The sequence below is a fragment of the Mesoterricola sp. JemC181 genome, assembly GCF_055384585.1.
Window position 1 is genome coordinate 2,091,597 of sequence record NZ_AP045076.1, and the last position, 26,451, is coordinate 2,118,047.

The window sequence follows — 26,451 nt, forward strand, 5'->3', positions numbered from 1 at the left end:
GTCGGGATCCCGGCCTGTCCAGGCGAAGGGCCTTGTTTTTCAGGGCTTCAGGGCGGTCCAGGAGCCGACGTTGTGCACGTCCTGGAAGCCCGCCTTCAGGAGGATCCGGCAGGCCGAGGCGCTGCGGGCGCCGGAGGCGCAGCAGGCGAGGATGGGCTTCTTCCGGTCCAGGTCCCCCAGGCGGTCCTTGAGGAGGGGCAGGGGAATGTTCCGGGCGCCCTTGGCGTGGCCCTGGGAGAACTCCCCCACGGAGCGCACGTCCAGGATCAGGGCCCCCCGCCTGCGCAGTTCGGCCACCTGCTGCTGGGTGAGCGGCGGCTGGCGGTTGCGGTTGCGCAGGAGGAGGAACCAGGCCAGGCCCACGAGGAGCGCGGCCAGGAGGGTGAACTCGGCGTGGGAAAGCTGGGGCATGGCGTCAGGACCGGGAGGAGCCGCCCAGGGCCCAGATGGTGCCCATGACGGCACCGTAGAGCATGGCCCGCAGGGGGGTGGCGGTGAGGGGGCAGGTGCCGGTGGAGCACCCGATGAGCTTCCAGTATCCCAGGCCCAGGCCGCCTCCGATGAGGATTCCCAGGGCCAGGCGCTTGGCGAGGAGGAGGGTCAGCATCAGAGGCCGCAGCTTCCCTGGGTGGGCACGCCCGCCTTGGCCAGGATGCGCGACATCAGGCACCAGTTGGTGATGCCGCTCTGGAAGAGGTTGACGCCCACGAAGAGGGTGAGCAGGAACCACCAGGGGCTCACCCAGTGGCCCAGGGCCAGGCTGATCATGATCATGCTTCCGGCGAAGATGTGGACGATGCGGTCGACGTTCATGGGGTCTCCCTAGTTGGCGGATTCGAGGGCGTTCTTGAGGACGTCGGCGCTCTGCACGCCCACGAAGCGCTGCACGACGTTGCCGTCCTTCAGGACGACGAGGGTGGGGATGGCCTGGACCGCGAACTGCGATGCGAGGTTCCGCTCGTCGTCCACGTTGAGCTTGGCGACGATGGCCCGATCTCCCATCTGGTTGGCGACCTGGTCCACGATGGGACCCTGGGTGCGGCAGGGGCCGCACCAGGGGGCCCAGAAATCGATGAGGACCGGCTTGCCCTGGGCCTTGACGGCGGGGAAGGCGGAGGCGGTGAGGGTGACGACGTTGGACACGGCGGGCTCCTTGGAGGCGGCCTTGGGGAGGAATCCGCAGCCCAGGAAGGCGGCGGCGGCGAGGACGGGGACGAGGTGTTTCAAGACAGCTCCTGCACGTTGGATGCCTTCCGCTGGAGTTCCGCTGCGCGGCCCCGGCGGGCGACGAGGTAATAGAGCACGGGCACGGCGAGGCGGGACAGGAGCGTGGCGGCCACTTCGCCGGACATGAGGCTGATGGCCAGGCCCTGGAAGATGGGGTCGGCCAGCATCACCGAGGAGCCCACCATCACGGCCGCCGCGGTGAGGAGCATGGGGCGGAACCTCACCACGCCTGCCTCTTCCACGGCGCTTTCCAGCGCCATGCCCTCGGACAGCTTCAGCTCGATGAAGTCCACCAGGATGATGGAGTTGCGCACGATGATGCCGGCGCCGGCGATGAAGCCGATCATGCTGGTGGCCGTGAAAAAGGCCCCCAGCATCCCGTGGGCCGGGATGATGCCGATGAGCGAGAGCGGGATGGGCACCAGGATCACGAAGGGGATGGTGAAGCTCTCGAACCAGCCCACCACCAGAACGAAGATCAGCACCAGCACCGCGGCGAAGGCCAGCCCCAGGTCCCGGAATACCTCGAGCGTGATGTGCCACTCCCCGTCCCACTTCATGACCAGGTCCTCGGTCGCGGCGGGGTGGGAGAGGCCCAGGCGCGCCACGGGGCGGCCCTGGGTGCCGGGGATGGCGTCGATCTTCTTCCCGAGGGCGGCCAGCGCGTAGACGGGGCTCTCGATCCTCCCGGCCAGGTCCCCGAAGACGTAGGAGACCGGCATGAGGTTCTTGTGGAAGATGTCGGCCTCCTCGAGGCCCTCCTGGACCGTGACCAGCTGCGAGAGGGGCACCATGCCCTTGGCGCCGGGCACCGCGAGCTGGAGCAGGTCGCGCAGGTCTCGCCGGCGGGAGGAGGCCAGCTGGACCACCACCGGCACCTGGGAGGAGCCGTCGAGCACGTGGAAGCTCCCGGCGGGGAAGCCCTGGCCGGCCATGGAGAGGGTCTGGATCACGTGGGCGGGCGCCACGCCGTGGAGGGCGGCCTTCTCCCGGTCCAGCACGAGGCTGATCTTGGGATCGGTGGGATTGAGGGTCGAGTCCACGTCCACCACGCCGTCCACGGACCGGAAGGCCTTGAGGACCTCGCCGCCGTACCGGGCGCGCTCGGCGGGGGTGGGGCCGTAGATCTCGGCCACCACGGTGTCCAGCACCGGAGGCCCGGGGGGGATCTCGACGACCTTCATGCGGGCGCCGGCGGGAACGGTGTACTTCTCCAGCTCGGGCCGCAGCCGGGTGGCGATGGCGTGGCTCTGCTCCTTGCGGTCGCCCTTGGCGACCAGGTTCACCTGGATGTCCACCTGGCTCGCGTCCTGGCGCAGGAAGCTGTGGCGCACCATGCCCACGAAGGTGTAGGGCGCGGCCTCCTGGGCGTAGACCTGCACGTCCTTGACGACGGGCTCCTGCATGAGCCTCCTGGCCAGCTGCTGGCCCAGGGCCAGGGAATCCTCGCGGGGGGTGCCCGCGGGGAGGTCCAGCTGGACCATGAACTCGGACTTGTTGTCGAAGGGCAGCATCTTGACCTTGACCACGCCGGTGCCCACCAGGGCCCCTGCGCCGCCCAGCATGGCGAGAACCGCAACCAGGAAGCCCAGGCGCACCTTGCCGCTGGTGAGGAGGGCCCGCATCACCTTGCGGTAGATGCGCGTGCTGAGGTCCTCGGGGGCGATGTTGTGGTCGTGGTCGGGTTCGGGAGGCTCGTTCTCGTCGGTGGCCGGGTGCAGGCCGGTCTCGTCCACCTCGGGCAGGTGGGCCTCCTTGCGGAAGATCTTGAGGGCGGCCCAGGGGCTGATGACGAAGGCGATGGCCAGGCTGAAGATCATGGCCAGGCTGGCGCCGATGGGGATCGGGCGCATGTAGGGCCCCATGAGGCCCCGCACGAAGGCCATGGGCAGGATGGCGGCGATGACGGCGAAGGTGGCCAGGATCGTGGGGTTGCCCACCTCGTCCACGGCCTCCACCACGGTGGTGGCGAAGGACTTGCGCGGGCCGGGCAGGTGCATGTGCCGGTGGATGTTCTCCACCACCACGATGGCGTCGTCCACCAGGATGCCGATGGAGAAGATGAGGGCGAAGAGCGTCACCCGGTTGAGCGTATAGCCCAGGAGGTAGGTGAGGAGCAGCGTGAGGGCGAGGGTCACCGGCACCGCCACGCCCACCACCACCGCCGACCGCCAGCCCATGGCGAGAAGTATCAGCGCGATGACCGACAGGGTGGCGATGAGGAGGTGCTCGATGAGCTCGTTGGACTTGTCGCCGGCGGTCTCGCCGTAGTCGCGGGTGACGTCCACCTTGAGGGACCGGGGGAGGACGGAGCCGCGCAGGGCCTCGACCTTGTCCAGGGCCAGGCGGGACAGCGCCGTGGCGTTGGAGCCGGCGCGCTTGGAGAGGGCGACGGTGACGGCGTTCTCGAGGCTTCCCTTGGCGCCGTAGAGCACGACCGGAGGTTCGGGGTCGGGTCCGTCTGAGACCGCGGCAACGTCGGCGAGGTAGACGGGCTTCTGGTTGCGCACGCCCACCACCAGGCGGTTCAGCTCCCGGGCCTCCAGGACGAAGCCGGTGGCCTCGAGGGTGGTGCGGCGGTTGTGGTCCACCAGGGCGCCCGCCGGCAGCTGGGCCTCGGCGCTCTGGAGCGCGGGCTGCAGCTCGGCCAGGGACATGCCCAGGGCCCGAAGCTTGTCGGGGTCGGGCTCGATGCGAACCATGCGCCGCGCCCCGCCGATGACCCGGGCCTGGGCCGTGTCGGGCACGGTGGAGAGCTCGCGGGCCAGCACCTCGCCCATGCGCCTGAGCTGGCCCGGGGTCTGCCCCTCGCCGTGCAGGGTGAGGGTGAGGAAGGGCACGTCGTCGATGGTCTGCAGGCGCACGATGGGCTTCATGGCCCCGGCGGGGAAGATCTCGGGGTGGGCGGCCAGCTCCTGGTGGACCTTCACCAGGCTGGGCTCCTGGGGCTCGTTGACCTTGAAGCGCACGGTGACCAGGGCCATGCCGGGCCGGCTCGTGCCGTAGAGGTACTCGACGCCCGGGATGCCCCAGAGGCGCTTCTCGAGCGGCGTGGTGACCTGGGCCTCCACCTCGCGGGGGCTGGCCCCGGGGAAGGGGACGTAGAGGTCCACCATGGGGACGATGATCTGCGGCTCCTCCTCGCGGGGCGTGAGGACCACGGCCATGACGCCCAGCATGAGCGAGGCGAGGACGATGAGGGGGGTGAGCTTGCTGCGCAGGAAGCCCTTGGCCATCCTGCCGGCGAGGCCCAGCTTGGGAGCGTCGGTCATTTGGACACCTCGACGGGCTGGCCGTCCACGAGGGTGCCGGGATTGTCGATGACCTGCTCACCGGCCTTCAGGCCCGCGCGCACCGGCACCGCGGCGCCCCGCGCATCGCCCAGGGAGAGCCAGCGCAGCTCGGCCTTGCCGTCCCGGGCCACGAAGACCCCGGAGAGCTCGCCGCGGACCACCAGGGCGGACCTGGGGACCGAGAGCCCTTCGGGAGCCGCGCCCGGCGACTTGATGCGGGCGAAGGCGCCGGACCGGAATCCGGTGGCGCCCAGGATGCGGGCCCGGATCGTGCCCCGGTGGGACACGGGGTCCCCGCCGGTGGACAGGGCCGTGATCTCGGCCGTGCCGGGCTTGCCGTCGGCCTCGAAGGGCACCTTCAGGCCGATGCGCAGGCTCCTGGCCTCCTGTTCGGACACGGTGCCCTCCAGCTCCAGGGCGCCCTGGCCCTCGAGCTCCACCAGGGGCTGGCCGGGGCCCACGAAGGCGCCCTCGTTGACCATGCGGCTCTGGACGATGCCCGCGAAGGGCGCGCGGATCTGGGTGTAGGCGAGGTTGGCCTTCACGCCCGCGAGGCCGGCCTGGGCCTGGGCCAGGTTCGTGGCGGCCATCTCCAGCTCGCTGGGGGTGGAGGCGTTGATCTTCGAGAGGGCCTCGATCCGGCGGTGGTGGGCCTGGGCGGCGGCCACGGCGGTCTCGGCCGCCTTGAGCCCGCCCTGGAGGTCCCCGTCGGAGAGGCTCACCAGGAGGGCGCCTTCGGCCACGTGCTGGCCTTCGTTGGCGAAGACCCGGGTGACCGAGGCCGCCATGCGGGTGGAAAGGGTGGCCCGGCGGGTCGCGGTCAGGGTCGCGGCGATCCAGCCGGCGTCGCCGGCGGGGTCCACCGCGGCCAGGCGCACCTTGGCCGCGGGCATGGGGGGGGCCTGGGGGGCCTCGTGCTTGCCGCAGGCGAGGCCCGCCAGCAGGGCGGTGATGGGCAGGATCAGGGTGCGTTTCATCATCTACTCCGTGACGCCTTCAATGGGTTGTCCGAGGGCCAGGGCGAGCTGGGCTCCGCCCAGGCGCCATTCCAGTTCACTGTTCAGGAGGAGGGTGCGGGCGCCGGAGAGCCCGGCCTCCGCGTCCAGCACCTCCACCAGGGGCACGAGCCCCTCGCGGTGCCGGGCGATGCGGATGGTCCTCGCGCTTTCCGAGGCCTCCACCGCCACCTTGGCGAAGGCGATCTTCGCCTGGGCCGTTTCCAGGAAGCGCCGGGCCTCGTCCGTTTCGCGCGAGGCCTGCTGCTCCTGCCACTTCAGGCCCAGCTCCGCGGCCCGGGCCTGGGCCCTGGCGGAAGACACCCGCTTCGTGTCGGAGAAGGAGAAGGTCCACTTCGCCCCCAGGGAGGCGGTGGTCCAGTTCCCCCCTTCGCCCACGGCGTAGCGGGCCGTGCCGGCCGCGAGGCTGAGGCCCACTTCGGGTTTCAGGCTGCCGCGGGCGGCGGCCACGCCTTCGCGGGCGGCCTGCCCCTGGAGCTTCAGGGCCTCCAGGTCGCCCCGGCGGCCGGGAGCCGCGGGCAGGGCCGGAAGGGGCGCGTCCACGGCGGTGGCCAGGGGGCCCGCGGCCTCCCCGCCCATGAGCAGGGCCAGGCCGGAGCGGGCCGAGGCCACCCGGTTGCGGGCCTCGGCGACGCCGGCCTCGCTCTGGGCGCGGAAGGCGCGGGTGCGGTCCCCTTCGGAACGGAGCATCAGGCCCTGGTCCACCCGGGCGGACACGAACCGTTCGGTCTCCTGGGCCTGCCTGAGGGTGTCCTCGGCGTAGCGCAGGCCCTGCTCGGCCACCTGGGCGCCGAAGTAGGCCTGGGCCACCGCGAAGGCCACCTGCTGGCGGCGGTGGGACTGGGAGGCCGCCTCGCTGCCTGCCATGGCGGCGCCGGCCCGGGCGGCCGCGTCCAGGCGCCCGCCGGCATAGAGGGGCTGGGTGACGGTCAGGGTGGCGCCAAAACCGGTGGCGGCGTCGGGGTGGTTGAGGCGGTCGGGGATGAAATCCGTTTGGGCGATGCGGGCCTGGTTGAGGTGCATGCCGAAGACCATCATGGGCTCGGTGGTGCGCGTGAGGCCCGCGCCGAGGCTGACGGTGGGGAGGTTGAGCGCGCGCAGGGCCTCGGCCTCCCCGCGGGCGCGGTCCACCAGGGCTTCGCCGGCCTGGAGGCCGGCCTGGCCCGTCCAGGCCTTGCGGATGGCGTCCTGGATGGTGAGGGGCTGCTGGGCGGTCGCCGCCAGGGCCACCAGGGACGGAACGAGCCGTTTCGCGAGTGCAAACATGGAACGGGACTCCTAGGAGATGGAGGAATAGGCGGCCTTGACGCGCGCGGCCACGTGGGCGCACATCAGGTCGCAGACGTCGGGAACGAGGGGGGAGACGGGAGTGAAGAGCACGAGGTTGCCGCTGGGCTCCCGGTTCACGAGCCCGACCCGGGCGAGGTGGATGAGGTGCTTGCTGGCGTTGGCCTGGGAAAGGCCCGCCGCCTCGGCCACCGCGCCCTGGGACATGGGCTGGCCGGCATCCACGAGGACCTTGAGGATCCGGAGCCGGGACTCGTCGCCCAGGGCGGCGAAGAGCCTGCTGACGTCGCTGATCATGGGCTGGGTGAGAGTCAACTGGTTCATCCTTTATCTATACAACCATAGAATAATAGAGTTCTGAACCCTGTCAACCCGGCATTGCAGAAAATTCAATCGGGCCCCTTGACCATAAATGAACGTTCGTTTACTTTTGATCCTGAGGTGACGATGCGACCCAGGGACCCGGGCAAGGCCGAGAAGATCCGCAGGATGGCGGTGGAGATGCTGGTCGTCGAAGGCATCGACGGCTTCTCGATGCAGAAGCTGGCCCGGGCCGCCGGCGTGTCCCCCGCGACCCTTTACATCCACTTCAAGGACCGGGAGGACCTGCTGTACCAGCTGTGGGTGGAGCAGAACCAGGCCCTGACGGACGCCTTCCTGGAGGACTTCGACCCCCTGGCCCCCTTCGAGGAGGGGCTCTGGATCCAGTGGCGGAACCGGATCCGGTTCTTCCGGGAGCACCAGCTCGCCTGGCGGTTCCTGGAGCAGGTGCGCCACTCCGCCCTCATGGCCACCTACGGCGAGCTGCCCAACATCCCGCTGTTCGAGGCGATGGGGACCTTCGTGACCACCGCCATCGCCCGCGGGGAGCTGTCCGACTTCGGCATGGGGGCCGCCGGGGAGGCGAACTTCCCCAAGGGGATCTTCTGGTCCCTGGCCTACGCTCCGCTTTATGAACTGTTGAGGCTTGAGGCCAAGGGGGAGGCCCGGGGACCCGGCCAGGGCCGCCCCCTGAAGCTGGATGACCCGACCCTCCGCCTGGTCTTCGACCGGGTTCTCCGGAGCCTGAGGCCCTAACCTTCACACCCAACGAATCGACCACCCGGCTTGCCGGCGGGCGGGAGCCTGCCTTGAGAGGAACACCATGAGTCTTTCCAGAACCACCCGGCGGATCCTGACCGCCTTCGCTGCCCTCCTGGCGGTGGGCGCGGGGGTTTCCATCCATTCGCGCGTGGCCCCGGCACCGCTCGTGCTGGCGGGCACCGTGGACGCCAACCAGATCCTCATCAGTTCCCAGACGGCCGGGAGGGTGGCGAAGCTGCTCGTCGAAGAAGGCCAGGACGTGAGGGCAGGGGACGTGATCGCCCTCCTGGACCCGGCGGAGCTGGCGGCCTCCCTGGGGTCCTTCCAGGCCCAGGCCAGCAGCCTGGAGAGCCAGGTGGACGCCGCCCGGGAGGCCGCGGCCAGCTCGGCGGGGGAGGCCCGGCACGGCCTGGCCGGCGCCCAGGCGGCTCTGGACATGGCGAAGGCGACCCTCGCAGAGGCGGCGGCCAATGGCCGGAAGCAGCAGGACCTGGCCCGGCGCATGCTCGTCCTGGCCCAGGCGGGCGCCGTCTCTGCCCAGGACCGGGACGACGCCCTCCGCGGCCAGGAGGCCGCGGAGGCGAGGGAGCAGGCTGCCCGCAACGGCGTCGCCCAGGCCGAGGCGGCGGTGCGCAGCGCCGAGGCCCGCACCCACCAGGGCGTCGCGGCCCGGGAGAACGTGCGGTCCGCCCTGGGCCAGCTGGCCTCGGCCCGGGCGCTGGCGGCCGGGGCTGAAACCCGCCTGGCCTACGCCCGCGTCCTGGCGCCCAGCGACGGGAGGATCGGCATCCTTGCCGTCCGGCAGGGAGAGATCCTGGCGGCCGGGGGGGCCATCGCGACGCTGGTGGATCTCCGGCAGACCTGGGTCCTGGCGGCGATTCCGGAAACCCGGGCGGGCGCCCTGAAGGCCGGGGACCGGCTGGAGGTGAGGATGCCCTCCGGGAGCCAGGTCACGGGGCGGATCCTGGTGAAGGCCGCGGAGGCGGACTTCGCCACCCAGCGCGACACGGGCTCCAGCCGGCGGGACATCCGGGCCGTCCGGCTCAAGCTGGGCATCGACAACCCGGGCAGCGTCTTCGTGCCCGGCATGTCCGCCGACGTGATCGTGCCGGGGAGGCCCCGATGACGGCCGTCCAGGTGGAGGACGTCGTCAAGCGCTACGGCGCCTTCGAGGCCGTCAAGGGCATCAGCTTCGAGGTGGGTTCCGGGGAGGTACTCGGCCTGCTGGGGCCCAACGGCGCGGGCAAGAGCACCCTGATCCGCATGATGACCACGCTCATTCCCCTCACCAGCGGGCGCGTGCGCATCAACGGGCACGACCTGGCCCGACGGCCCGATGACGTCCGCCGGAGCATCGGGGTCCTGCCCCAGGCCATGACGAGCGACCTGGACCTGACGGTGGAGGAGAACCTGATCGTCTACGCCCAGCTCTACGGCGTCGGCCGTGCGGACCGGGAACGCCGCATCGGGGACCTGCTCGAGGCGGTCGAGCTCACGGAGTGGCGCGGGGCCATGACCCGCGCCCTTTCGGGGGGCATGCGCCGGCGGCTGGAGATCGCCCGGGGCCTGATCCACGAGCCGAAGGTGTTCTTCATGGACGAGCCCACCACCGGACTGGACCCCGTGTCCCGGGTGCGGGTCTGGGAGCTCCTCCGGCGCATCAACGCGGAGCGGGGCATCACCCTCCTGATCACCACCCACTACATGGACGAGGCCGACTTCCTCTGCGGCCGGGTGGCCATCATCGACCAGGGCCGGCTCGCGGCCCTGGACACCCCGGCCAGCCTCAAGCGCAGCGTGGGCGACGGCGCCACGCTGGACGACGTCTTCGTGCGCTACGCCGGCCACGACCTGAAAGGAGCGCGGCCATGAACGGCATCGCCGCCATCGCCGGCCGGGAGTTGCGCAAGTTCTTCCACGCGCCCGTGCTCATCTTCGTGGTCGTGCTGGGCCCGCTGGTCCAGCTGCTCATCATGGGCAACGTCTTCGGCGGGCCCATCACGGGCACGCGGATCGGGGTCGTCGACCGCGACCACGGCCCCCACGCGCTCCGGTTCAGGGAGGCCCTGGCCGCCACGTCCAGCGGCACGGGGATGTTCACCACCCTGCCGTTCGCCGACGAGAAGGCGGCCCGGGAGGCCATCCAGGCGGGCAGCCTCAACGCGGCGGTCATCCTGCCCGCGGACCTGAGCCGGCGCGTCTTCAACGGCGACAACCCCCACGTGGGGATCCTGCTGGACAACTCGGACCAGGCCGTGAGCGCGGCCCTGTCGGGAAAGCTCGCCGGGATCACCGCCGCCCTGGCCGCCCCGCCGGCGCCCCTCCACGGGAGCGGGTCCCTGGCCCTGGAGAGCGTCGAGCTCTACCCCTACATCGCCTACATCAAGTACCTGTTCCCCGGGACCCTGACCCTGGCCATCTTCCTTTCGGTCCTGTTCGGCGGGGTCATGCTCTGGATGGAGGACAAGAACCGGGGGGTGCATGAGGGCTTCCTGGTCACGCCCATCACGCGGCTGGAGCTGGTCCTCGGGATGGTCCTGGCCGGTTCGGCCAAGGCCATGATCTGCGGCGGCCTCTTCGCGGCCCTGGGCTCCCTGCTGGCGGGGCTGGATCTCCTCCTGCACCCCGTCACGATCCTGGCCGTCCTGGCGCTCATGGCGGCCACGGCCTTCGCCTTCAACACCCTCTCCATCGCCATGTTCGCCCGGGTGGACGACGTGATGCTGCCCAAGGTGCTGGCCGGGCTCCTGAACACCCTGCTGTTCTTCTCCAGCGGGGCGGTCTACCCCGTCCAGGCCTTCCCCGGCTGGCTGCGGCTCCTGGCGCGGGTCAATCCGATGACCTACGCCGTCCACGGGTTCCGCTCCCTCATCGTCAGGGACGCCCCGGTCCTGGTCGCGCTGCCGGACTTCCTGATCCTCTGCGCGATCGGGTCGGTTGCGCTGGCCGCCGGAACCCTCCTGTTCCGGCGGTCCCTCTGACCTCTATTCGATGACGACCCACACCCGCCGGTTGGCCTTGACCCCCATGGCCAGGGTCATCATGGCTTCGGAAACGGGATCGCCCTTGGAGGAACCGTCCGCCAGGTCCACGACCATGACCATCTCCTTGCTGCCGATGGGCAGGCAGACGCTCCGGGGAAATTCGCGGTCCGTGGAGCCGGGCAGGGAAGGGGAATCGGGAATGTTGAACTCGTTGCCGCCTTCCAGGGCGTCCACGCTCGTGCGGAACAGGGAGGCCAGGGCGACGATGGCCGAACCGGAAGGCCGGATCTTGTCGCGTTCCCAGAAGGAGATGGAGGCCTGGTCCACGCGGAGGGCCTCGGCCATCTCCTGCTGGGACCACTTCCAGGTGCGGCGCACGGACTTGATGCGGTCGCCCAGGGTCGCGAGGGCGCCGTTGGAGTCGGAATCGAGGGTGGTGATGGCCATGGTGGAATCTCCTGGGGCTTGGAACCGGGAAGGCGAGGGAATCCCGGGCTCGCGTGAATACACAATAGGCGCAGGGACCAACCACCCGGGGGTGGCAGGATCTGCGCCTCCAACTTGCAGGTCTGTTACCTGAACGATGAGGAACTCCGCTCCGTAAGCGGAATTTTATTCGATGTATAATTTAACTCTGATCGGGCCCCGGTCAAGAGATTTGTTCGCAACTTCAAATTTTCGCCCCGGCCAGGGCATCCAGGATCTCGCAGACCTCGTCATCGCCTGGGCGTTCGTCAGGATTCTTCCGGGCCAGGCGGCGCACCAGGTCCACCAGGGGGCGGGGCGCGTCGGGGCGCAGGGCGGCCAGGTCCGGAAGTTCGGCGCTGCGGTGCTGGTCCAGGATCTCGAAGGGGGTCTCGCCCCGGAAGGGGGTCTGCCCGCTGATCAGTTCGAAAAGCAGGATGCCGAAGGAATACCGATCCGCGGCCGGACCCACCTGGGTCTTGAGCTGGAGCTCCGGGGCGGCGTAGGAGGGGGTGCCCAGGAAGGCGTAGGTGGTGGTGAGGGTGGCCGAGTCCAGGATCCGCGCGATGCCGAAGTCCATCACCTTGACCTGGTCCCCCAGCATCAGGATGTTCCCGGGCTTCAGGTCCCGGTGGGTGACGCCCCGGCCGTGGGCGTGGGCCATGGCCGAGGCCACCTGCCGGGCCAGGTCCAGGACCTTGGCGAGCGGCAGCTGCCCGCGCTCCTTGAGGTAGACGTCCAGGCGCTGGCCCTCCACGTACTCCATGACCAGCCAGGGGGTGGTGTCCCGGGGGCCCTGGTCCAGGAGACGGACGATGTTGGGGTGGTCCAGGAGCGAGCCCAGGCGCGCCTCCTGCCGGAAACGTCCCAGGAACTCGGGATCGTCCTGGCGGAAGGGGTGGAGGAGCTTGAGGGCCACCGGGCGCTTGTCGCCCTCCTTGCGGGCCAGGTAGGTGGACGCGAACCCGCCCCGTCCCAGCAGCCGCTCGATGTGGTACGGGCCCACCTGCGCCGGCTGGCGGAAGGCCTCGTCAAGGGCCGGCCGCCTGCGTCGACCGGCGAGCCACAGGCCCAGCACCGCCGCGGCCAGCCCGCCCAGGAGCCAGGGATAGACGCCGTGGCGCTGGCGGATCTGGATCTCGGGGGCCCTGGGCGGCTCGGGAACGGGCCGGGCGGGAGGGGCTTGCACCGATGCCGGGGGGCGCTCCACGGGGCGCGGCTCCGCCGTCCTGGGAGGTTCAGGCGGGGGCGCGGGCTGAGGCGCGGCCACCGCCGGCGGCGGGGCCGGGGCGGGTTCGGCGGCCTTCACGGGCGCGGGGGCGGGTGCCGGGGGCGCGGACGGGGCCACCTCGGCGGGGCGGGGACGATGCACGCGCGCGGCCAGGGCCTGGCGCTCCTCCCTGGGTTCGCTTTCGCGTTCCGCCTGGGCCAGGGCCTGGTCGGCCGCATCCCACCGGCCCAGCTCGATGCAGCACCGGGCGATGCGCGTGTAGGGATAGAAGCCCTGGAGCACGTTGTTGCCGTAGATGATCACCTGCCGGGCGGACCGGGGATGAAGTTCGGCCGCCCGCTGATAGGCCGCCAGGGCCGCCTCGAAGTGCCGGGCGGCCTCGGCGTCCCGGCCGTCCTCCCAGGCCGCGTAGAACGTGGGCTGGGTCTGGAGCAGGACCAGGGCGGGCAGGACGAGGCAGGGGTGCACTCAGCCCCCCACGAACAGGTGGCGCAGGAAGTCCTGCACGGGGCGCCGTTCGAACTGGACGATGAAGCTGAAGTCCAGCCGGTGCTCGGTGATGTTCTCCGTGCCCAGGGACTTGGCGTGGCTGTTGGTGAGGAGCTGGTCGGCGTCCAGGAACTGGGAGGCCCGGCGCCTGCCCCATCCGTACCGGTAGGCCGCATCGAAGGTGAAGCGCCCCCGCTTGAGGCCGGACCCGGCGCTCACGCCCTGCATGACCCGCTGCTGCCCCGTGAGGCGGTCCGTGACGGGCTGGGGTTCCCGGGAATAGCCGAAGCGCAGGGGGATGACGTTGCCCGAGGGGGCCAGGAGGATGCGCTCCACCCCCAGGTGGAACTGGGTGGCGTCCGGCGTCCGGTTCCCCTTGGACATGTCGAAGAAGTTGAGGCCGTTGAGGTTCTCCCGGCCGCTCATGTAGCGGGCCTCGGACCAGGGGGTCCGCACCAGGTCCAGGGCCACGAGCCAGCCGTCCGCGGGGCGGTAGGCCAGCCCCACCCCGGTGGTGGAGGGCCAGTGGAGGCCCGTGGTGTAGGGGGGGGCGGTGACCTGGGGCGTGGCGCTGGAGAGGTAGGAGGCGCTGTAGGTGTAGTCCGCGTGGAAGGACGTGCTGCGGTTGATCCCCAGGCTCCAGGTCTCCCAGCGCCACAGGAGGCCCAGGGTGACGTTCGAGCCTTCCATGTGGTTGCTCTGGGTGTAGTGCACGAAGCTGGTGGTGCCGGCCGACGCGCTGGTGCTGCTGGAGCCGAGGTTCCAGTCGCCCCGCCAGTAGTTCACGGAAAAGCCCAGGAGGATCCGCTGGGACACCTCGTAGGCCGTGGCGAAGGAGTAGAGGTCGATCTGCCCCGTCTGGTCGATGCTCTGGTGCAGCTGAACGGGGGCCGACCCGTCCTGGGGCCGTTCCTGCATGGCCCGGGAATTCCCTTCCCGCAGGGGGATCAGGCGCTGGATGGAGAGCTGGATGGCCAGGGTCCTCCCGTCCACCCGCAGCGGGAGGGTGCCCGACAGCAGGAGAGGGTCGAAACGGGTGCTGGAGACCAGGGAGTCGTCCACCACCAGGGTGCGCCTGCCGGAGAGGGTCTGGGCGTCCTGGAAGGCCCCGCGCCGGTTGAAGCCCTGGCCCACGAAGCTCATCTCGGGCTTCACCATCTGGGCCAGCCCGGCGGGATTGAAGGTCACCGCCGTGGCGTCGTCGGCCACCCCGATGAAGGCCCCGCCCAGGCCCAGGGCCCGGGCCCCCGCGCCCTGCACGCTGAAGGCGGTGCGGGACTGCTCGGAGAGGATGATCCCGATGGGCGCCAGGACCCCCTGGGCCCCCAACGCGCATCCCGCCAGTCCGAAAAGGACGGCCGCGCGGATGGGGGTCGAGGGCTTCGGGGTCACTTTATTCCTTGAGAACCTACCATGATGCCCTGTTTGGCCGGTTTTGCGGGCAGGGATCTTCAGGCTCCGAAGGGGGCCAGCTGGATCTTGATCTGGCGGCTCAGCTCGTCCATGAGGGCATAACGCTTCCGGTACATGGCGCGCTTGTTGGACGGGAAGTCCTCCTCAGCCCGCCGCGGGGTGCGCAGGGGAAGCTGGAACCACCCCTCTTCGGCCGCTTCTCCCTCCGCCTCCTTCCACAGCGCGTCGTAGTCGAAGCGGACGTCCTTGGAGGCGTGCAGGATCCGCAACGGGTTGGCGCGGTACACCTGGATCCGGTTGCCCACCCCCAGCAGCCGCCCCACCCGCAGCGCGCGGGCCATCTCCTGGGCCAGGAACACCATGAGGAACTTGGGCCGGAGGCCGTGCATGGCCTTGGTGGCCACCTTCACGACGTCCTCCCCGCCGCCCAGGCGCCCCTGGATGGCGCCCACGTAGGCCACCCAGCGGCTGCCCGCCAGGTGCTCCAGGGAGAGGGCCATGCCCATCACCGGCCCCTCAAAGGCCGACAGCTCCAGGAACAGGCACAGCTCGCCCTCCTTGCGGAACTTGGGATCGAAACCCAGGCGGAACCGCGCCTCCAGCCCCTTGCCCAGGTCCACGGCCGCCAGGATCCGCCCTTCCGGCCGGAGCATGGCGTCCCGCAGGACGCCCTTCATGGAGTTGATGAATTCATAGGTCTCCAGGACCACCTTGGTGCGGCGCTCCCAGGACCAGGCCTTGGACATGTAGGTGTTCATGGGCCGGAAGGCCAGGCGCGGGTTGGCGTGCACGAAGGGTGCCATGCCAGGGGTCGCCAGGAACTCGAACCAGGGCCGGGTGACCGCCTGGCGCACCGCCGCCGTCACCGCCCACCGCAGGTTCCGCTTGAACTTCCGCCGGTTGGCCTTGTACATCTCGTGGCTGAGGGACCAGGCCCTGCGGCTGACCTTCCAGGTGCTCGTGAGTTGCGGTTCCATGGGAGACCCAGGATACACCAGGGGGCCCTTCCGGGCCCCCTGGCTTCACGCTATTCCTCGGTCTCCGCCAGCACCAGCACGCCGTGCCGGTCCTTGATGAAGTCCTTGACGTTCAGGAGCTGGAACCACTTGATGAAGGCCTCCACGAACACGATGGCCATGAGGACCATCAGCACGACGGAGAACACCACCAGGAGCCAGAGGCCCTTGGGCAGGTAGTTGTAGAGGATGTTCTGGACGCCGGCCATGAAGGTGACCGGGACCATGAACAGGCCGGGAACGGCGGTGGTCCAGGCGTAGCGGGCCTTGCCGTGGCGGATGAGCATGGTCGTGCCGACGATCAGGGCGCAGGTGGCCAGGAGCTGGTTGGCCATGCCGAACAGGGGCCAGATGGTGGAGATGTCGCCGGTGTAGACCAGGTAGCCCCAGGCGGTGGTGAAGAGCAGGCTGGTGACGATGATGCCGGGCATCCACTTCTTCTCGTCGAACTTCGGCCAGACCTTGCCCAGCATCTCCTGCAGCATGTAGCGGCCCACGCGGGTGCCGGTGTCCACGGCGGTGAGGATGAAGACCGCCTCGAACATGATGGCGAAGTGGTACCAGTAGGCGGCCAGGTGCTTCATGAAGGGGATGGAGGAGAAGATGTAGGACATGCCCACCGCCAGGGAGACGGCGCCGCCGGGGCGGCCCTGGAGCTGTTCGCCCACCGCCTGGCTCAGGGCCGGCAGGTGGACGGGAGTCATGTGGAGGGCCGCATAGGCCTTGGGCACCGCGTTGATGGCGAAGTAGTCGGAGGGCATCAGGACGCTGGCGGCGATCAGGGCCATGATGGCCACCACGCCTTCCACGAGCATCGCGCCGTAGCCCACGAACAGGATGTCCTTCTCGCTGGCGATCATCTTGGGGGTGGTGCCGGTGCCGATGATGGCGTGGAAGCCGCTCAGGGCGCCGCAGGCGATGGTGATGAAGATGAAGGGGTAGACGGTGCCGGGGATGATGGGGCCGCCGCCGTGGATGTACTGGGTGACGGGGGCGTTGACCAGGTTCGGGTGGACCCAGGCGATGCCGCCCACGAGCATGATGATCACGCCCAGCTTCAGGTAGGTGGACAGGTAGTCCCGGGGGCAGAGCAGGAGCCACACGGGCAGGGCCGAGGCGATGAAGCCGTAGGCGGGGATGATGATGCCCAGCTGGTTCTTGGTGAGGGTCAGCCAGCGCGCCAGGGTGGGATTGGCGGCCACGTAGGGGCCGGCCAGGAGGGTGAGGAACAGGGCCACGACGCCGATGATGCTGGCGCCGAGCACGTCGCCCTTGCGCAGGATGTACATGTGCACGCCCATGTAGAGGGCGATGGGCATGGTCATCAGCACCGTGAAGGTGCCCCAGGGGCTGTTGAACAGGGCGTTGACCACCCCGATGGAGAGGCCGGCCAGGGTCAGGATGAGGATGAAGAGGATGGCGAAGCCCGCCACGGTGCCGGCGCGCCGGCCGATCTCGTTCTCGGCGATGTGGGCCAGGCTCTTGCCCTTGTAGCGCACGGAGGCGAACAGCACGACCATGTCGTGCACGGCGCCGCCCAGCACGCAGCCGATGATGATCCACAGGGTGCCCGGCAGCCAGCCGAACTGGGCCGCGAGGACGGGGCCGAGCAGCGGCCCGGCGGCCGCGATGGCCGCGAAGTGGTGCCCGAAGAGGACGAACTTGTTCGTCTTGTGGTAGTCGTGCCCGTCGGCCAGGGCGATGGCGGGCGGGACGCGGTCGGCGTCCACGTTCAGGACCTTGGTGGCCAGGAAGATCCCGTAATACCGGTACGCCAGTGCGAAGATGCACAGCGTAACGAACACGAGGGTCAGGGCATTCATATCGGCTCCTCCTTATGGGAATGGAATTGAAGACGGATGAGTCCATAATGGAGGCCTCCCCGGCCCGGGGACCCGCCAAGGGTCCCAGGCGACAAATCGAGGCGGTATCCGGTCGTTTTTCCGCCCTGACCGACAATCCTGCGGAGCCTGCCCGTGCTCAAGCTGCTGTTCCCCCTCATCCAGGTGGTGTCGTTCTTCCTCCTGGTGGCCTACGTCTACTGCAAGTCCCCCGCCTACCGCCTCCGGAAGGCCGAGCCCCTGGGCTTCGGGCAGAAGGCGGCCCTGTTCGTGTTCTTCACGCTGATCTCGGTGGGCGGCACCTACATGGGGGTCAAGGTCCACGGCGCCATCGCCAACGCCCGGGCCATCGGTCCCGTGCTGGCCGGGCTCATCGGCGGGCCCTTCCTGGGCACCGCGGTGGGGCTGCTCAGCGGCCTGCACCGCTTCACCTTCGGCGGCTTCACGGCCGTGGCCTGCGGGGTCTCCACCACCATGGAAGGCCTCATCGGGGGGCTCGTGGGCCTCTACTGCGCCCGGTCCGCCTTCCAGGACCGGGCCCTGAGCCCGGTCACCGCCGGGCTCACCATGCTGGTGGCCGAGGTCCTGCAGATGGTCGTCATCCTGGTCCTGGCCCGCCCCTTCGCGGAGGCCTGGGCCCTGGTGAAGGTCATCGGCCTCCCCATGATCCTGGCCAACTCCTGCGGGGCGGCCCTGTTCATGAGCATCCTGCGGGACCGCCGGGACATCTACGACCTGGCCGGCAACGCCTCCACCCGGCGCACCCTGCGCATCGCCGAACGCACCCTGGACCTTCTGGCCAAGGGCTTCAGCCCGGAGGTGGCCCCGCGCCTGGCCACCATCATCCAGGAGGAGACCGGCGTGGGGTCCGTGGCCATCACGGACCGCGAGAGCGTCCTGGCCTTCACCGGCCCGGGTTCCGACCACCACCGCCCCGGCACGCCCATCATGTCCGACTCCACCCGCAAGGCCATCGCCAACGGCGAGGTGGTCTTCCTGGACGGGGTGCGGGATCCCTACCACTGCAGCATCCAGGAGGACTGCCCCCTGGGGTCGGTGCTGGTGGTGCCGCTCCTGGTGGGGCGCGACGTCATCGGCACCATCAAGCTCTACGAGAAGGCCCACAAGCGCTTCCTCACCATCAACCGCACCCTGGGCGAGGGTCTCGCCAACCTCCTGGCCAGCCAGCTGGTGCGCGCCCACTACCAGGAGCAGAAGGAGCTGCTGGTGCTCGCCGAGCTCAAGCTCGCCCACGCCCAGATCAACCCGCACTTCCTCTTCAACTCCCTGGCCGCGATCCAGGCCATCATGCGCCGGGACGCCCCGCGGGCCCGGGCCCTCCTGGACCACCTGGCGGACTTCTTCCGCATGAACCTCAAGCGCAACTCGGGCCTCTCCACCCTCCAGGAGGAGCTGGCCCACGTCAACGCCTACCTGGAGATCGAGAAGGCCCGCTACGAGGACCAGCTCACCGTGGAGGTCGACGTGGACCCGGCGCTGCTCCACGTGAAGCTCCCCACCTTCACCCTCCAGCCCCTGGTGGAGAACGCCATCAAGCACGGCATCGCCGAGATGCTCGAGCCCGGCACCGTGCGCATCCACGCCTACGCGGACGGCGCCTGCGTGCGAATCGACGTGGAGGACGACGGGGGCAACTTCGCCGCCGCCGGCCCCGGGGGCGGCCTGGGCATGAGCATCGTGGACAGGCGGGTCCGAACCCTGGTGCGGGGCTGCAAGGGGCTCACCGTCCACTGCGATCCCGACCGGCTCACCCGCGTCTCCATCGCCGTCCCCGCCGAGACGGGTGCCGCATGATGCGCGCCGTGGTGGTGGACAACGAGCAGAACGCCCGCGAGGAGCTGGAGGCCCTGCTGGGGGAGGTGCCCGAGATCGCCGTGGTGGGGGCCTGCCCCAATGCCATCCAGGCCCTGCGCACCATCCGGGCCACGCGCCCCGACGTGCTCTTCGTGGACATCCACATGCCCAAGGTGGACGGCTTCCAGCTGGTGTCCATGATCGAGCCCGAGCTCATGCCCTGCGTGGTCTTCGTGACCGCCCACGACGAGTACGCCCTCAAGGCCTTCGAGGAGAACGCCGTGGACTACCTCCTCAAGCCCGTGCAGGCCGAGCGCCTCGCCCGCACCGTGGAGAAGGTCCGCCGCTACCTGGGCGAGGGCCGCAAGCCGGTCTTCCAGAGCCCGGCCATCGAGCGCATCCCCTGCGTGTGCGCCCAGGGCACGAAGCTCGTGGCCGCCGGGGAGGTGGAATTCGTGCGCTCCAGCGAGACCGGGGTGCACCTGGTGACGGCCAGGGCGGAGTACCTGACCGAACTCACCCTCAGCCTCCTGGAGGCCAAGGTCCCCCGCATGGCCCGGGTCCACAAGCAGTTCCTGGTGAACCTGGACCACGTGGACGTCGTGGGGAAGGGGGACCCGGCCTCGGTGGTGCTGAGGACGAGGTCCGGCCAGCAGGTGCCGGTGACGCGGCGCTACCTTGCGGAACTGAAGGAACGCCTCGGAATCTGAAACAGGTTCTGTGGAAATGGGTTGACGGGGGGTGCGGCGTTGTCGGAAACTACTCCTCGTGAGGTGTTAGTTTGAGTTCGTCCCTTTATGGCGCCGGCGCCGAGTATGCCCTGCACTCGCTGCTCATCCTGGCCACCCGGCCGGAGCCGGCCTCGGTGAAGGACCTCGCCACCTTCCAGAAGGTCCCTGAGCGTTTCCTGGCCAAGCTCTTCACCCGGCTCAGGAAGGCCGGCCTGGTGGCGGCCCGCGAAGGCATCGCGGGGGGCTTCTCCCTGACCCGGCCCGCGGACCGGATCTCCGTCATGGAGGTCCTCGCGGCCGTGGACCCGGACCGCAAGCTGTTCGCCTGCGGCGAGATCCGCGCCAACTGCGCCCTGTTCGGCGCAACGGCCCCCGAGTGGGCCACGGCCGGGACCTGCCGCATCCACGCGGTGATGCTGAAGGCCGAGCAGGTCCTCCAGGACCACCTGGCATCCAGGACCCTGGCGGACCTGATTTGCGAATTCGAAAAGAAGGCTCCCGACGAATTCCTCGCGGGCACCGGCACCTGGTTCCAGTCCCGCAAGCAGGCCCGGACCCAAACAACCTAGCCAGCCCTCAGGACTGGACGATCAACCCCCCCACTCAGGAGGCCGACATGGTCATGCCCGAAAAACTGCTGGAAGTGCTCACGAAGGACGGCGTCGTCGCCATCGCCACCCTGGGCCAGGACGGCCCCCACATGGTCAATACGTGGAACAGCTACGTCCGCGCCACCGAGGACGGGCGCCTGCTCATCCCCGCCGGCTACATGACCCGCACCGAGGCCAACGTCGCCTTCAACGACCAGGTGCTGGTGACCCTGGGCTCCTCCAAGGTCCCCGGCCAGCACGGCCCGGGCACCGGGTTCCTCATCAAGGGCCGGGCGGCGTTCATCGCCTCCGGTCCCGACTTCGACGTCATGAAGGCCAAGTTCAGCTGGGCCCGGGCTGCGCTGGCAGTAACTCCGGAAGCCGTCACCCAGACGCTCTAGAATGAAAGGACAAGGAGACGCCGCCATGTCCGCCAGCGCCCTGTTCCGCCCCTTCGAAGTGAAGTCCCTGAAGCTGAAGAACCGCATCGTCATGGCCCCCATGACCCGGTCCTTCTCGCCGGGGGGCGTGGTCACGGAGGAGGTGGCGGCCTACTACGCGCGCCGCGCCTCCGTGGGCCTCATCGTCTCGGAGGGCACCGGCGTCGCCCGGAGCGCCTCCCTCAACGACCCGAACGCCCCCCGCTTCCACGGCGAGGCGGAGCTGGCGGGGTGGAAGCGGGTCATCGACGCGGTGCATGCCGAAGGCGGCGTCATGGCGCCCCAGCTCTGGCACGTGGGCGCCGTCTCCGGCGCCAAGGGCGCGCGCGGCCCGGGCCGCATCGACAGCCCCTCGGGCCTCATGGCCCCCGGCCGCGAGGCCGGGGAGCCCATGCGCGACGAGGACATCGACGCCACCATCGCCGCCTTCGCCAGCGCGGCGGCCGACGCCAGGCGCCTGGGGTTCGACGCGGTGGAGCTGCACGGCGCCCACGGCTACCTCATCGACGAGTTCTTCTGGGAGGCCACCAACCGCCGCACCGACCGCTACGGCGGCGCGACCCTGCCCGAGCGCTCCCGCTTCGCCGCCGAGATCGTCCGGGCCGTGCGAAAGGCCGTGGGCGAGGACTTCACGGTCATCCTCCGCCTGTCCCAGTGGAAGGGCCAGGACTACACCGCCCGCATGGCCAGCACCCCCGCGGAGCTGGAAGGCTGGCTGGCCCCGCTGGTGGACGCGGGCGCCGACATCCTGCACTGCTCCCAGCGCCGCTTCTGGGAGCCCGAGTTCGAAGGCTCGGACCTGAACTTCGCCGGCTGGGCGAAAAAGCTCACGGGCCGGCCCACCATCACCGTCGGCTCCGTGGGCCTTTCGGGCGAGTTCCTGGCGGCCTTCAAGGGCCAGAGCTCCGAGCCGGCCTCCATCGGGACCCTCCTGGAGCGCCTGGAGCGGGACGAGTTCGACCTGGTGGGCGTGGGGCGGGCGCTGATCGTCGATCCCGACTGGGCGAGGAAAGTGATGGAGGGGCGCTATTCCGAACTGAGCCCCTTCCACCGGGAGGCACTGGCCTCGCTGGTCTAGCTATTTCAGGATCCCGGCAAGCACCGCCCCCAGGCTCGCCGAGCCGATGATCACCCACAGCAGCAGCCCGTGCAGGAAGGGCCTCACCCCTACCTTGCGCAGGGTCGCGGGCGTGAGTCCGGCCCCGATGAGGAAGAGCGTGAGGACCAGGCCCTGCTTGGCGCCCCTGGCCACCCACTGGGCGGGGACGTGGAGGATGGGCACATAGGTGGCCAGGGCGGCCGCGATGAGGAAGCCGAGGATGAACCAGGGGCGCTTGCCCTTGGCCGCGCCGGGCTCCCGCTTCGTGGCCAGGCCGATGCCGAAGGCCACCGGGACGATCCACAGGGCCCGGGCCAGCTTCACGGTGACGGCGATCTGCAGGGCCTGCCGCCCGTAGGACAGGGCGGCGCCCACCACCGAGCTGGTGTCGTGGATGGCCAGGGCCGCCCAGAGGCCGAAGCCCTCCTGGGAGAGGCGGAAGGCGTGGCCCACGAAGGGAAAGATCACCAGGGCCGCCGCGTTGAGCAGGAAGACCGTGCCCAGGGCCACGGAGGTCTCGTGCTCCTCGGCGTTGATGACGGGGGCCACCGCCGCGATGGCGCTGCCGCCGCAGATGGCGGTGCCCACGCTCACCAGGAGGCCGGTGTTGCCCGCCACGCCCATGCGCCGGGCCAGCCAGAGCCCCAGGGCCAGGGTGAGGGAGATGCTCACCACCGTGTAGCCCAGGCCGTGGATGCCGGCCTGGATGACGACCCGCAGGTCCATGCCGGCCCCCAGGCCGATGACGGACCACGGCAGGAGCCGTCCCGTCCACCGCTTGAAGAGGGCCTGGTAGGGGTTGCCCAGGCCCACGGCCAGGATGACGCCGCCCAGGAGGGCCGTGGCGGCCCCGCACCAGGGCAGGAGGGTCAGGGCGGCGGCCAGGGGCCAGACGATTCTGGGGAGGAGCCGGGTGTCCTCCACGGTCAGGCCTGGCCCGCGAACATCTTGTAGCGCCGGTAGCCGCCGGAGAGGTTGCGCACCTTGTAGCCCAGCTGCGACAGGATCCGCCCGGCGAGGTAGCCCCGCAGGCCCACCTGGCAGAAGACCAGGTGCTCCTTGCCCTTGTCCAGGTCGTCCAGGCGGTCCCTCAATTCGTCCACGGGGGCCAGGACGGCCCCGGGGATGGTGCCGGCCTGGAACTCCTGGAGGGTGCGCACGTCCAGCAGCACCTGGTCCCCGCGCAGCGTTTCCAGCTCCTCGGGCTCCCAGAGCGCGGTGTCCCCGCGCAGGACGTTGGCGGCCACGAACCCGGCCATGTTCACCGGGTCCTTGGCGCTGCCGTAGGGCGGCGCGTAGCAGAGCTCGGAATCCTCCAGATCGTAGACCGTCAGCCCCCCGCGCATGGCGGTGGCGATGACGTCGATGCGCTTGTCGACGCCCGCGGCCCCCACGGCCTGGGCGCCCAGGATGTGGCCCTCGGCGTCGAACAGGAGTTTGAGGGACATGCTCTGCGCGCCGGGGTAGTAGGTGGCGTGGTCGGCGGGGTGGATGTAGACCTTGTGGTGGGCCACGCCCTTGCGCCGGAGCACCTTCTCGGACTGGCCCGTGATGGCGAAAGCCAGGCCGAAGACCTTGCAGATGGCCGTGCCCTGGGTGCCCTTGTAGACGCTGGGCCGCCCGAGGATGTTGTCGGCGGCGATGCGGCCCTGGCGGTTGGCGGGGCCGGCCAGGGGGATGAGGGCGGGCCCGTCCAGGACGGTGTCCTTCACCTCCACGGCGTCGCCCACGGCCCAGATGGCGGGGTCGCTGGTTCGCATGTATTCGTCCACCAGGATCCCCCCGGTGGAGCCCAGGGCCAGCCCGGCGGCGCGGGCCAGGGCGGTCTCCGGGCGCACGCCGATGGCCAGCACGGCCAGCCCGCAGGCCACCTCGGAACCGTCGGAGAGCTTCGCCACCAGGCCGTCCGGGCCCGGCTCGAAGCCTTCCACCGACGTGCCCAGGCGCAGGTCCACGCCGTTGCGCCGGATTTCCCCGTGCAAAGGCGTGACCATGTCGGCGTCAGCGATGGCCATGACCTGGTCCAGCCTCTCCACCATGACCACGTCCAGGCCCCGCTCCCGGAACGCCTCGGCCATCTCCAGGCCGATGTACCCCGCGCCCACCACCAGGGCCCGGGTGGCGCCCGACATGGCGGCCAGGATGCGGTCCATGTCGTCCAGGTTGCGAAGGGAGAGGATCCGCGGGTCCCCGATGCCCGGCAGGGGCGGCCGGATCGGCTCGGCGCCGGGGCTCAGGACCAGGGCGTCGTAGGGCTGCTCCCGCACCTTGCCGGTCTTCAGGTTGCGCACGGTCACCGTGCGGGCCCCGGGGTCGATGGACTGGACCTCGGTGTCCACCCGCACGTCCAGGTTGAACCGGGCCATGAGGCTCTGGGGTGTCTGGACCAGGAGTTTGCCCCGCTCGGGGATGACCCCGCCGATGTGGTAGGGCAGGCCGCAGTTGGCGAAGGAGACGTGGGGCCCCCGCTCGAAGAGGACGATGTCCGCTCCCTCGGACAGCCGGCGTGCCCGGACGGCCGCCGAGGCGCCTCCCGCGACTCCACCAACGATGACGATGCGCTTGGGCTGGTCCATGGTTTCCTCGCCTTCAAAGTGCCGGGCCTTGGCATTTTCCCACAAAAGCACTGAATGCCCAAATAGGAATATGGAACGGGCCGTTCCATCGTTTGGTGCTGCTTTTCCCAACAAATCCATCACACTTGATGGATGCGCAAGGTGCTTCCCTCCTCCATCGGCTTCCGGCTGGTCCCCGGCAATTTCTCCCCCATGAAAGGGGCGGACCGGCATGGGAGGGCCCAGGAGGGCGGCTGTGGCCACGCCATGGACCTATGGCTGAAGCTGGAGGACGGCCGGGTCGCCGCCGGGAGCTTCACCACGGACGGCTGCGAGTCCTTCGTCATCTGCGGCAGCCTGGTGGCCCACCTGGTACAAGGCCGTACCCTGGCGGAGGCCGCCGCCCTGGACGTCGAGGACGTCCTGGAGGCCCTGGGCGACAGCGACGACGCCTCCTACCATTCGGCGGAGCTGGCGCTGGGCGCGCTCAAGGCGGCGCTGGGTTAGCGCAGTCCTTCAAGGCCTGCGAAAAGGATGGGTCCCGGGCCGATCGGCCGGTGCCGAACGCGGGTCCCAGGCTAGTGTAGGCCGCCAGAAATACCTGTAACGCCAATACAGCTCGTCGCATCCAAGCGGCAGGTGAGAACTTTGGCGCAAGTGGGGCGAGTTGATCTAACTGTGGAGCAATTCAGACGCCTTGAGGAAATGGCGCGGAGCCGGACCTTGCCTGCGCGCAGCGTCCTGCGGGCCAAGATTGTTCTTCATCGAGCTTCTGGCGAGTCCTTTCGTGACATCGGCCAGGCTTTGGGCTGTGATCATCGGACTGCTTGGCAATGCCTCAAGCGATGGGAGGAAGCGGGCTTCGATGGCCTCGAGAGGGAACGCCCAGGTCGAGGCCGGAAGTCTTGGGTGATTGCTTTGAAGGGGCAAGAGGTGCTCCATAAGACGACGCAGGAACAGCCCGTCAATGCCACGCACTGGAGCCGGGCCTCCATGGCGCAGGCCACCGGGGTGAGCGAGAGCACGGTGGGACGCATTTGGCGTCAGAATGGCCTCAAGCCGCACCGCACCGTTGGTTTCAAGTTAAGCAACGATCCTCATTTCGAAGAGAAGTTGGTGGACATCGTGGCCCTGTATCTGGACCCTCCGGAGCATGCCATCGTGCTGAGCGTAGATGAGAAGAGCCAGATTCAGGCCCTGGACCGGACTCAGCCTGGCCTACCGATGAAGAAGGGTCGCTGCGGCACCATGACGCACGACTACAAGCGCAATGGAACGACCACCCTCTTTGCGGCCATGAACACGCTGGATGGTACGGTGATCTCGGCCACGATGCCACGTCATCGCCATGAGGAGTGGCTGAAGTTCCTCAAGCGGCTTGAGCGGGGTACGTCGAAGCGACTCGCTCTGCACATCATTTGCGACAACTACGCCACCCACAAACATCCGGCGGTCAAAAGCTGGTTGAAAGGCCATTCGAGGGTCCACGTTCACTTCACCCCCACCAGTTCATCGTGGTTGAACATGGTGGAGCGATTTTTCCGAGACATCACGGAGAACCGCATCCGAAGGGGTATTTTCAGATCCGTCCCGGAACTCGAAGCAGCGATCCACACCTATATCGCGAGACACAATGCCGCTCCGAAACCATTTGTTTGGACCGCGTCCGCGAACGATATCCTCGCCAAGGTGACACGAGCACGGCAGGCCCTCGCGGCCATTCGGACGGCCTCTGCCAAGGGTTGACGGCGAACCTGCCTTTTTCTTTTCCTCGGTATCCTCGGCCTCCTCGGCGCCTCGGCGATGGCTTTCTCAAGTATCAGTTGGCGCAAAGATTACATGCGCCGAAGCACCCGTCGAAAAGCCCATCGCCGAG

Annotated in this window: 26 protein-coding genes; 11 read left to right on the forward strand and 15 right to left on the reverse strand. The window is 69.5% G+C overall.

Going from position 1 to position 26,451, the window contains the following annotated elements:
* Nucleotides 1-39 precede the first annotated feature (39 nt).
* Genes ACZ5MC_RS09100 through ACZ5MC_RS09135 form a run of 8 tightly spaced genes read right to left on the reverse strand, consistent with a single transcriptional unit; the run spans nt 40 to nt 7,147 of the window.
* A complete protein-coding gene (locus ACZ5MC_RS09100; protein WP_306600015.1) occupies nt 40-411 on the reverse strand; it encodes a rhodanese-like domain-containing protein in 372 nt (123 codons plus the stop codon).
* A gap of 4 nt (nt 412-415) precedes the next feature.
* The gene (locus tag ACZ5MC_RS09105) at nt 416-607 is read right to left on the reverse strand and encodes a DUF6132 family protein (protein WP_306600016.1); all 192 of its coding nucleotides are present in this window, start codon (nt 605-607) and stop codon (nt 416-418) included.
* Nucleotides 607-813 (reverse strand): YgaP family membrane protein, encoded by a 207-nt coding sequence (locus ACZ5MC_RS09110; RefSeq protein WP_306600017.1) that lies wholly within the window; start codon nt 811-813, stop codon nt 607-609. The genes ACZ5MC_RS09105 and ACZ5MC_RS09110 overlap by 1 nt, the downstream gene beginning before the upstream one ends.
* A 9-nt stretch (nt 814-822) precedes the next feature.
* The gene (trxA, locus tag ACZ5MC_RS09115) at nt 823-1,227 is read right to left on the reverse strand and encodes a thioredoxin (RefSeq protein ID WP_464517580.1); all 405 of its coding nucleotides are present in this window, start codon (nt 1,225-1,227) and stop codon (nt 823-825) included.
* On the reverse strand, nt 1,224-4,499 hold the full coding sequence (locus ACZ5MC_RS09120) for an efflux RND transporter permease subunit (RefSeq protein ID WP_464517581.1): 3,276 nt from the start codon (nt 4,497-4,499) through the stop codon (nt 1,224-1,226). The genes trxA and ACZ5MC_RS09120 overlap by 4 nt, the downstream gene beginning before the upstream one ends.
* Nucleotides 4,496-5,497, reverse strand: a complete 1,002-nt coding sequence (locus ACZ5MC_RS09125; protein WP_464517582.1) for an efflux RND transporter periplasmic adaptor subunit — start codon at nt 5,495-5,497, stop codon at nt 4,496-4,498. Before ACZ5MC_RS09125 ends, ACZ5MC_RS09120 begins: the two co-directional genes overlap by 4 nt.
* A 3-nt stretch (nt 5,498-5,500) precedes the next feature.
* Nucleotides 5,501-6,802: a TolC family protein gene (locus tag ACZ5MC_RS09130; RefSeq protein ID WP_464517583.1), complete on the reverse strand. Its 1,302-nt coding sequence runs from the start codon at nt 6,800-6,802 to the stop codon at nt 5,501-5,503.
* A 12-nt stretch (nt 6,803-6,814) separates the two neighbouring features.
* On the reverse strand, nt 6,815-7,147 hold the full coding sequence (locus tag ACZ5MC_RS09135; RefSeq protein ID WP_306600021.1) for an ArsR/SmtB family transcription factor: 333 nt from the start codon (nt 7,145-7,147) through the stop codon (nt 6,815-6,817).
* Between the two features lie 123 nt (nt 7,148-7,270).
* Here ACZ5MC_RS09135 and ACZ5MC_RS09140 point away from each other — a divergent pair, with 123 nt between their 5' ends.
* The 4 genes from ACZ5MC_RS09140 to ACZ5MC_RS09155 all read left to right on the forward strand — a co-directional run bounded on the left by ACZ5MC_RS09140 (nt 7,271) and on the right by ACZ5MC_RS09155 (nt 10,887).
* On the forward strand, nt 7,271-7,900 hold the full coding sequence (locus ACZ5MC_RS09140; RefSeq protein WP_306600022.1) for a TetR/AcrR family transcriptional regulator: 630 nt from the start codon (nt 7,271-7,273) through the stop codon (nt 7,898-7,900).
* Between the two features lie 67 nt (nt 7,901-7,967).
* Complete coding sequence (locus ACZ5MC_RS09145; RefSeq protein ID WP_306600023.1) at nt 7,968-9,032, forward strand: HlyD family secretion protein; 1,065 nt, start codon at nt 7,968-7,970, stop codon at nt 9,030-9,032.
* The gene (locus ACZ5MC_RS09150; RefSeq protein WP_306600024.1) at nt 9,029-9,778 is read left to right on the forward strand and encodes an ABC transporter ATP-binding protein; all 750 of its coding nucleotides are present in this window, start codon (nt 9,029-9,031) and stop codon (nt 9,776-9,778) included. The genes ACZ5MC_RS09145 and ACZ5MC_RS09150 overlap by 4 nt, the downstream gene beginning before the upstream one ends.
* Nucleotides 9,775-10,887: an ABC transporter permease gene (locus tag ACZ5MC_RS09155; RefSeq protein WP_306600025.1), complete on the forward strand. Its 1,113-nt coding sequence runs from the start codon at nt 9,775-9,777 to the stop codon at nt 10,885-10,887. Before ACZ5MC_RS09150 ends, ACZ5MC_RS09155 begins: the two co-directional genes overlap by 4 nt.
* A gap of 3 nt (nt 10,888-10,890) precedes the next feature.
* Here ACZ5MC_RS09155 and ACZ5MC_RS09160 read toward each other — a convergent pair whose 3' ends face one another.
* The 5 genes from ACZ5MC_RS09160 to ACZ5MC_RS09180 form a co-directional block, all read right to left on the reverse strand.
* Nucleotides 10,891-11,337: a helix-turn-helix domain-containing protein gene (locus ACZ5MC_RS09160; RefSeq protein WP_306600026.1), complete on the reverse strand. Its 447-nt coding sequence runs from the start codon at nt 11,335-11,337 to the stop codon at nt 10,891-10,893.
* Nucleotides 11,338-11,560: 223 nt separating this feature from the next.
* Entirely contained in the window at nt 11,561-13,054 is a 1,494-nt protein-coding gene (locus ACZ5MC_RS09165; protein WP_306600027.1) for a serine/threonine-protein kinase, read from the reverse strand.
* Complete coding sequence (locus ACZ5MC_RS09170; RefSeq protein ID WP_306600028.1) at nt 13,055-14,467, reverse strand: OmpP1/FadL family transporter; 1,413 nt, start codon at nt 14,465-14,467, stop codon at nt 13,055-13,057. It abuts the gene before it with no gap.
* Between the two features lie 59 nt (nt 14,468-14,526).
* Entirely contained in the window at nt 14,527-15,465 is a 939-nt protein-coding gene (locus tag ACZ5MC_RS09175; RefSeq protein WP_306600029.1) for a VirK/YbjX family protein, read from the reverse strand.
* Nucleotides 15,466-15,515: 50 nt separating this feature from the next.
* Nucleotides 15,516-17,327 (reverse strand): carbon starvation CstA family protein, encoded by a 1,812-nt coding sequence (locus ACZ5MC_RS09180; protein WP_306600030.1) that lies wholly within the window; start codon nt 17,325-17,327, stop codon nt 15,516-15,518.
* 153 nt (nt 17,328-17,480) lie between these two features.
* Here ACZ5MC_RS09180 and ACZ5MC_RS09185 point away from each other — a divergent pair, with 153 nt between their 5' ends.
* The 5 genes from ACZ5MC_RS09185 (at nt 17,481) to ACZ5MC_RS09205 (ending at nt 21,999) form a co-directional block, all read left to right on the forward strand.
* Nucleotides 17,481-19,160, forward strand: a complete 1,680-nt coding sequence (locus ACZ5MC_RS09185; RefSeq protein ID WP_306600032.1) for a sensor histidine kinase — start codon at nt 17,481-17,483, stop codon at nt 19,158-19,160.
* On the forward strand, nt 19,157-19,870 hold the full coding sequence (gene btsR / locus ACZ5MC_RS09190) for a two-component system response regulator BtsR (protein ID WP_306600033.1): 714 nt from the start codon (nt 19,157-19,159) through the stop codon (nt 19,868-19,870). The genes ACZ5MC_RS09185 and btsR overlap by 4 nt, the downstream gene beginning before the upstream one ends.
* 71 nt (nt 19,871-19,941) lie before the next feature.
* On the forward strand, nt 19,942-20,460 hold the full coding sequence (locus tag ACZ5MC_RS09195) for an RrF2 family transcriptional regulator (protein ID WP_464517584.1): 519 nt from the start codon (nt 19,942-19,944) through the stop codon (nt 20,458-20,460).
* A 47-nt stretch (nt 20,461-20,507) separates the two neighbouring features.
* Nucleotides 20,508-20,882, forward strand: a complete 375-nt coding sequence (locus ACZ5MC_RS09200; RefSeq protein WP_306600035.1) for a pyridoxamine 5'-phosphate oxidase family protein — start codon at nt 20,508-20,510, stop codon at nt 20,880-20,882.
* Between the two features lie 25 nt (nt 20,883-20,907).
* Nucleotides 20,908-21,999: an NADH:flavin oxidoreductase gene (locus tag ACZ5MC_RS09205; protein WP_464517585.1), complete on the forward strand. Its 1,092-nt coding sequence runs from the start codon at nt 20,908-20,910 to the stop codon at nt 21,997-21,999.
* Here the strand turns inward: ACZ5MC_RS09205 and ACZ5MC_RS09210 are convergent, their stop codons facing one another.
* Together ACZ5MC_RS09210 and ACZ5MC_RS09215 are read right to left on the reverse strand one after the other, a co-directional pair.
* Complete coding sequence (locus tag ACZ5MC_RS09210; RefSeq protein ID WP_306600037.1) at nt 22,000-22,944, reverse strand: YeiH family protein; 945 nt, start codon at nt 22,942-22,944, stop codon at nt 22,000-22,002. It abuts the gene before it with no gap.
* A 2-nt stretch (nt 22,945-22,946) separates the two neighbouring features.
* Nucleotides 22,947-24,596 carry an FAD-dependent oxidoreductase gene (locus tag ACZ5MC_RS09215; protein WP_464517586.1) on the reverse strand — a complete coding sequence of 550 codons (1,650 nt, stop codon included), beginning with the start codon at nt 24,594-24,596 and terminating at the stop codon, nt 22,947-22,949.
* 141 nt (nt 24,597-24,737) lie between these two features.
* Here ACZ5MC_RS09215 and ACZ5MC_RS09220 point away from each other — a divergent pair, with 141 nt between their 5' ends.
* Entirely contained in the window at nt 24,738-25,082 is a 345-nt protein-coding gene (locus tag ACZ5MC_RS09220; RefSeq protein WP_464517587.1) for an iron-sulfur cluster assembly scaffold protein, read from the forward strand.
* Nucleotides 25,083-25,280: 198 nt separating this feature from the next.
* Nucleotides 25,281-26,321, forward strand: coding sequence for an IS630 family transposase (locus ACZ5MC_RS09225; RefSeq protein ID WP_306597910.1), 1,041 nt, complete (start codon nt 25,281-25,283; stop codon nt 26,319-26,321).
* Nucleotides 26,322-26,451: the final 130 nt, after the last annotated feature.

Excerpts from the sequence above, each read along its gene's own strand:
- ACZ5MC_RS09100 (WP_306600015.1), bottom strand. The coding sequence starts at position 411 with ATGCCCCAGCTTTCCCACGCCGAGTTCACCCTCCTGGCCGCGCTCCTC.
- ACZ5MC_RS09105 (WP_306600016.1), bottom strand. The coding sequence starts at position 607 with ATGCTGACCCTCCTCCTCGCCAAGCGCCTGGCCCTGGGAATCCTCATC.
- ACZ5MC_RS09110 (WP_306600017.1), bottom strand. The coding sequence starts at position 813 with ATGAACGTCGACCGCATCGTCCACATCTTCGCCGGAAGCATGATCATG.
- ACZ5MC_RS09120 (WP_464517581.1), bottom strand. The coding sequence starts at position 4,499 with ATGACCGACGCTCCCAAGCTGGGCCTCGCCGGCAGGATGGCCAAGGGC.
- ACZ5MC_RS09125 (WP_464517582.1), bottom strand. The coding sequence starts at position 5,497 with ATGAAACGCACCCTGATCCTGCCCATCACCGCCCTGCTGGCGGGCCTC.
- ACZ5MC_RS09130 (WP_464517583.1), bottom strand. The coding sequence starts at position 6,802 with ATGTTTGCACTCGCGAAACGGCTCGTTCCGTCCCTGGTGGCCCTGGCG.
- ACZ5MC_RS09135 (WP_306600021.1), bottom strand. The coding sequence starts at position 7,147 with ATGAACCAGTTGACTCTCACCCAGCCCATGATCAGCGACGTCAGCAGG.
- ACZ5MC_RS09140 (WP_306600022.1), top strand. The coding sequence starts at position 7,271 with ATGCGACCCAGGGACCCGGGCAAGGCCGAGAAGATCCGCAGGATGGCG.
- ACZ5MC_RS09145 (WP_306600023.1), top strand. The coding sequence starts at position 7,968 with ATGAGTCTTTCCAGAACCACCCGGCGGATCCTGACCGCCTTCGCTGCC.
- ACZ5MC_RS09150 (WP_306600024.1), top strand. The coding sequence starts at position 9,029 with ATGACGGCCGTCCAGGTGGAGGACGTCGTCAAGCGCTACGGCGCCTTC.
- ACZ5MC_RS09155 (WP_306600025.1), top strand. The coding sequence starts at position 9,775 with ATGAACGGCATCGCCGCCATCGCCGGCCGGGAGTTGCGCAAGTTCTTC.
- ACZ5MC_RS09160 (WP_306600026.1), bottom strand. The coding sequence starts at position 11,337 with ATGGCCATCACCACCCTCGATTCCGACTCCAACGGCGCCCTCGCGACC.
- ACZ5MC_RS09175 (WP_306600029.1), bottom strand. The coding sequence starts at position 15,465 with ATGGAACCGCAACTCACGAGCACCTGGAAGGTCAGCCGCAGGGCCTGG.
- ACZ5MC_RS09180 (WP_306600030.1), bottom strand. The coding sequence starts at position 17,327 with ATGAATGCCCTGACCCTCGTGTTCGTTACGCTGTGCATCTTCGCACTG.
- btsR (WP_306600033.1), top strand. The coding sequence starts at position 19,157 with ATGATGCGCGCCGTGGTGGTGGACAACGAGCAGAACGCCCGCGAGGAG.
- ACZ5MC_RS09200 (WP_306600035.1), top strand. The coding sequence starts at position 20,508 with ATGGTCATGCCCGAAAAACTGCTGGAAGTGCTCACGAAGGACGGCGTC.
- ACZ5MC_RS09205 (WP_464517585.1), top strand. The coding sequence starts at position 20,908 with ATGTCCGCCAGCGCCCTGTTCCGCCCCTTCGAAGTGAAGTCCCTGAAG.
- ACZ5MC_RS09215 (WP_464517586.1), bottom strand. The coding sequence starts at position 24,596 with ATGGACCAGCCCAAGCGCATCGTCATCGTTGGTGGAGTCGCGGGAGGC.
- ACZ5MC_RS09225 (WP_306597910.1), top strand. The coding sequence starts at position 25,281 with ATGGCGCGGAGCCGGACCTTGCCTGCGCGCAGCGTCCTGCGGGCCAAG.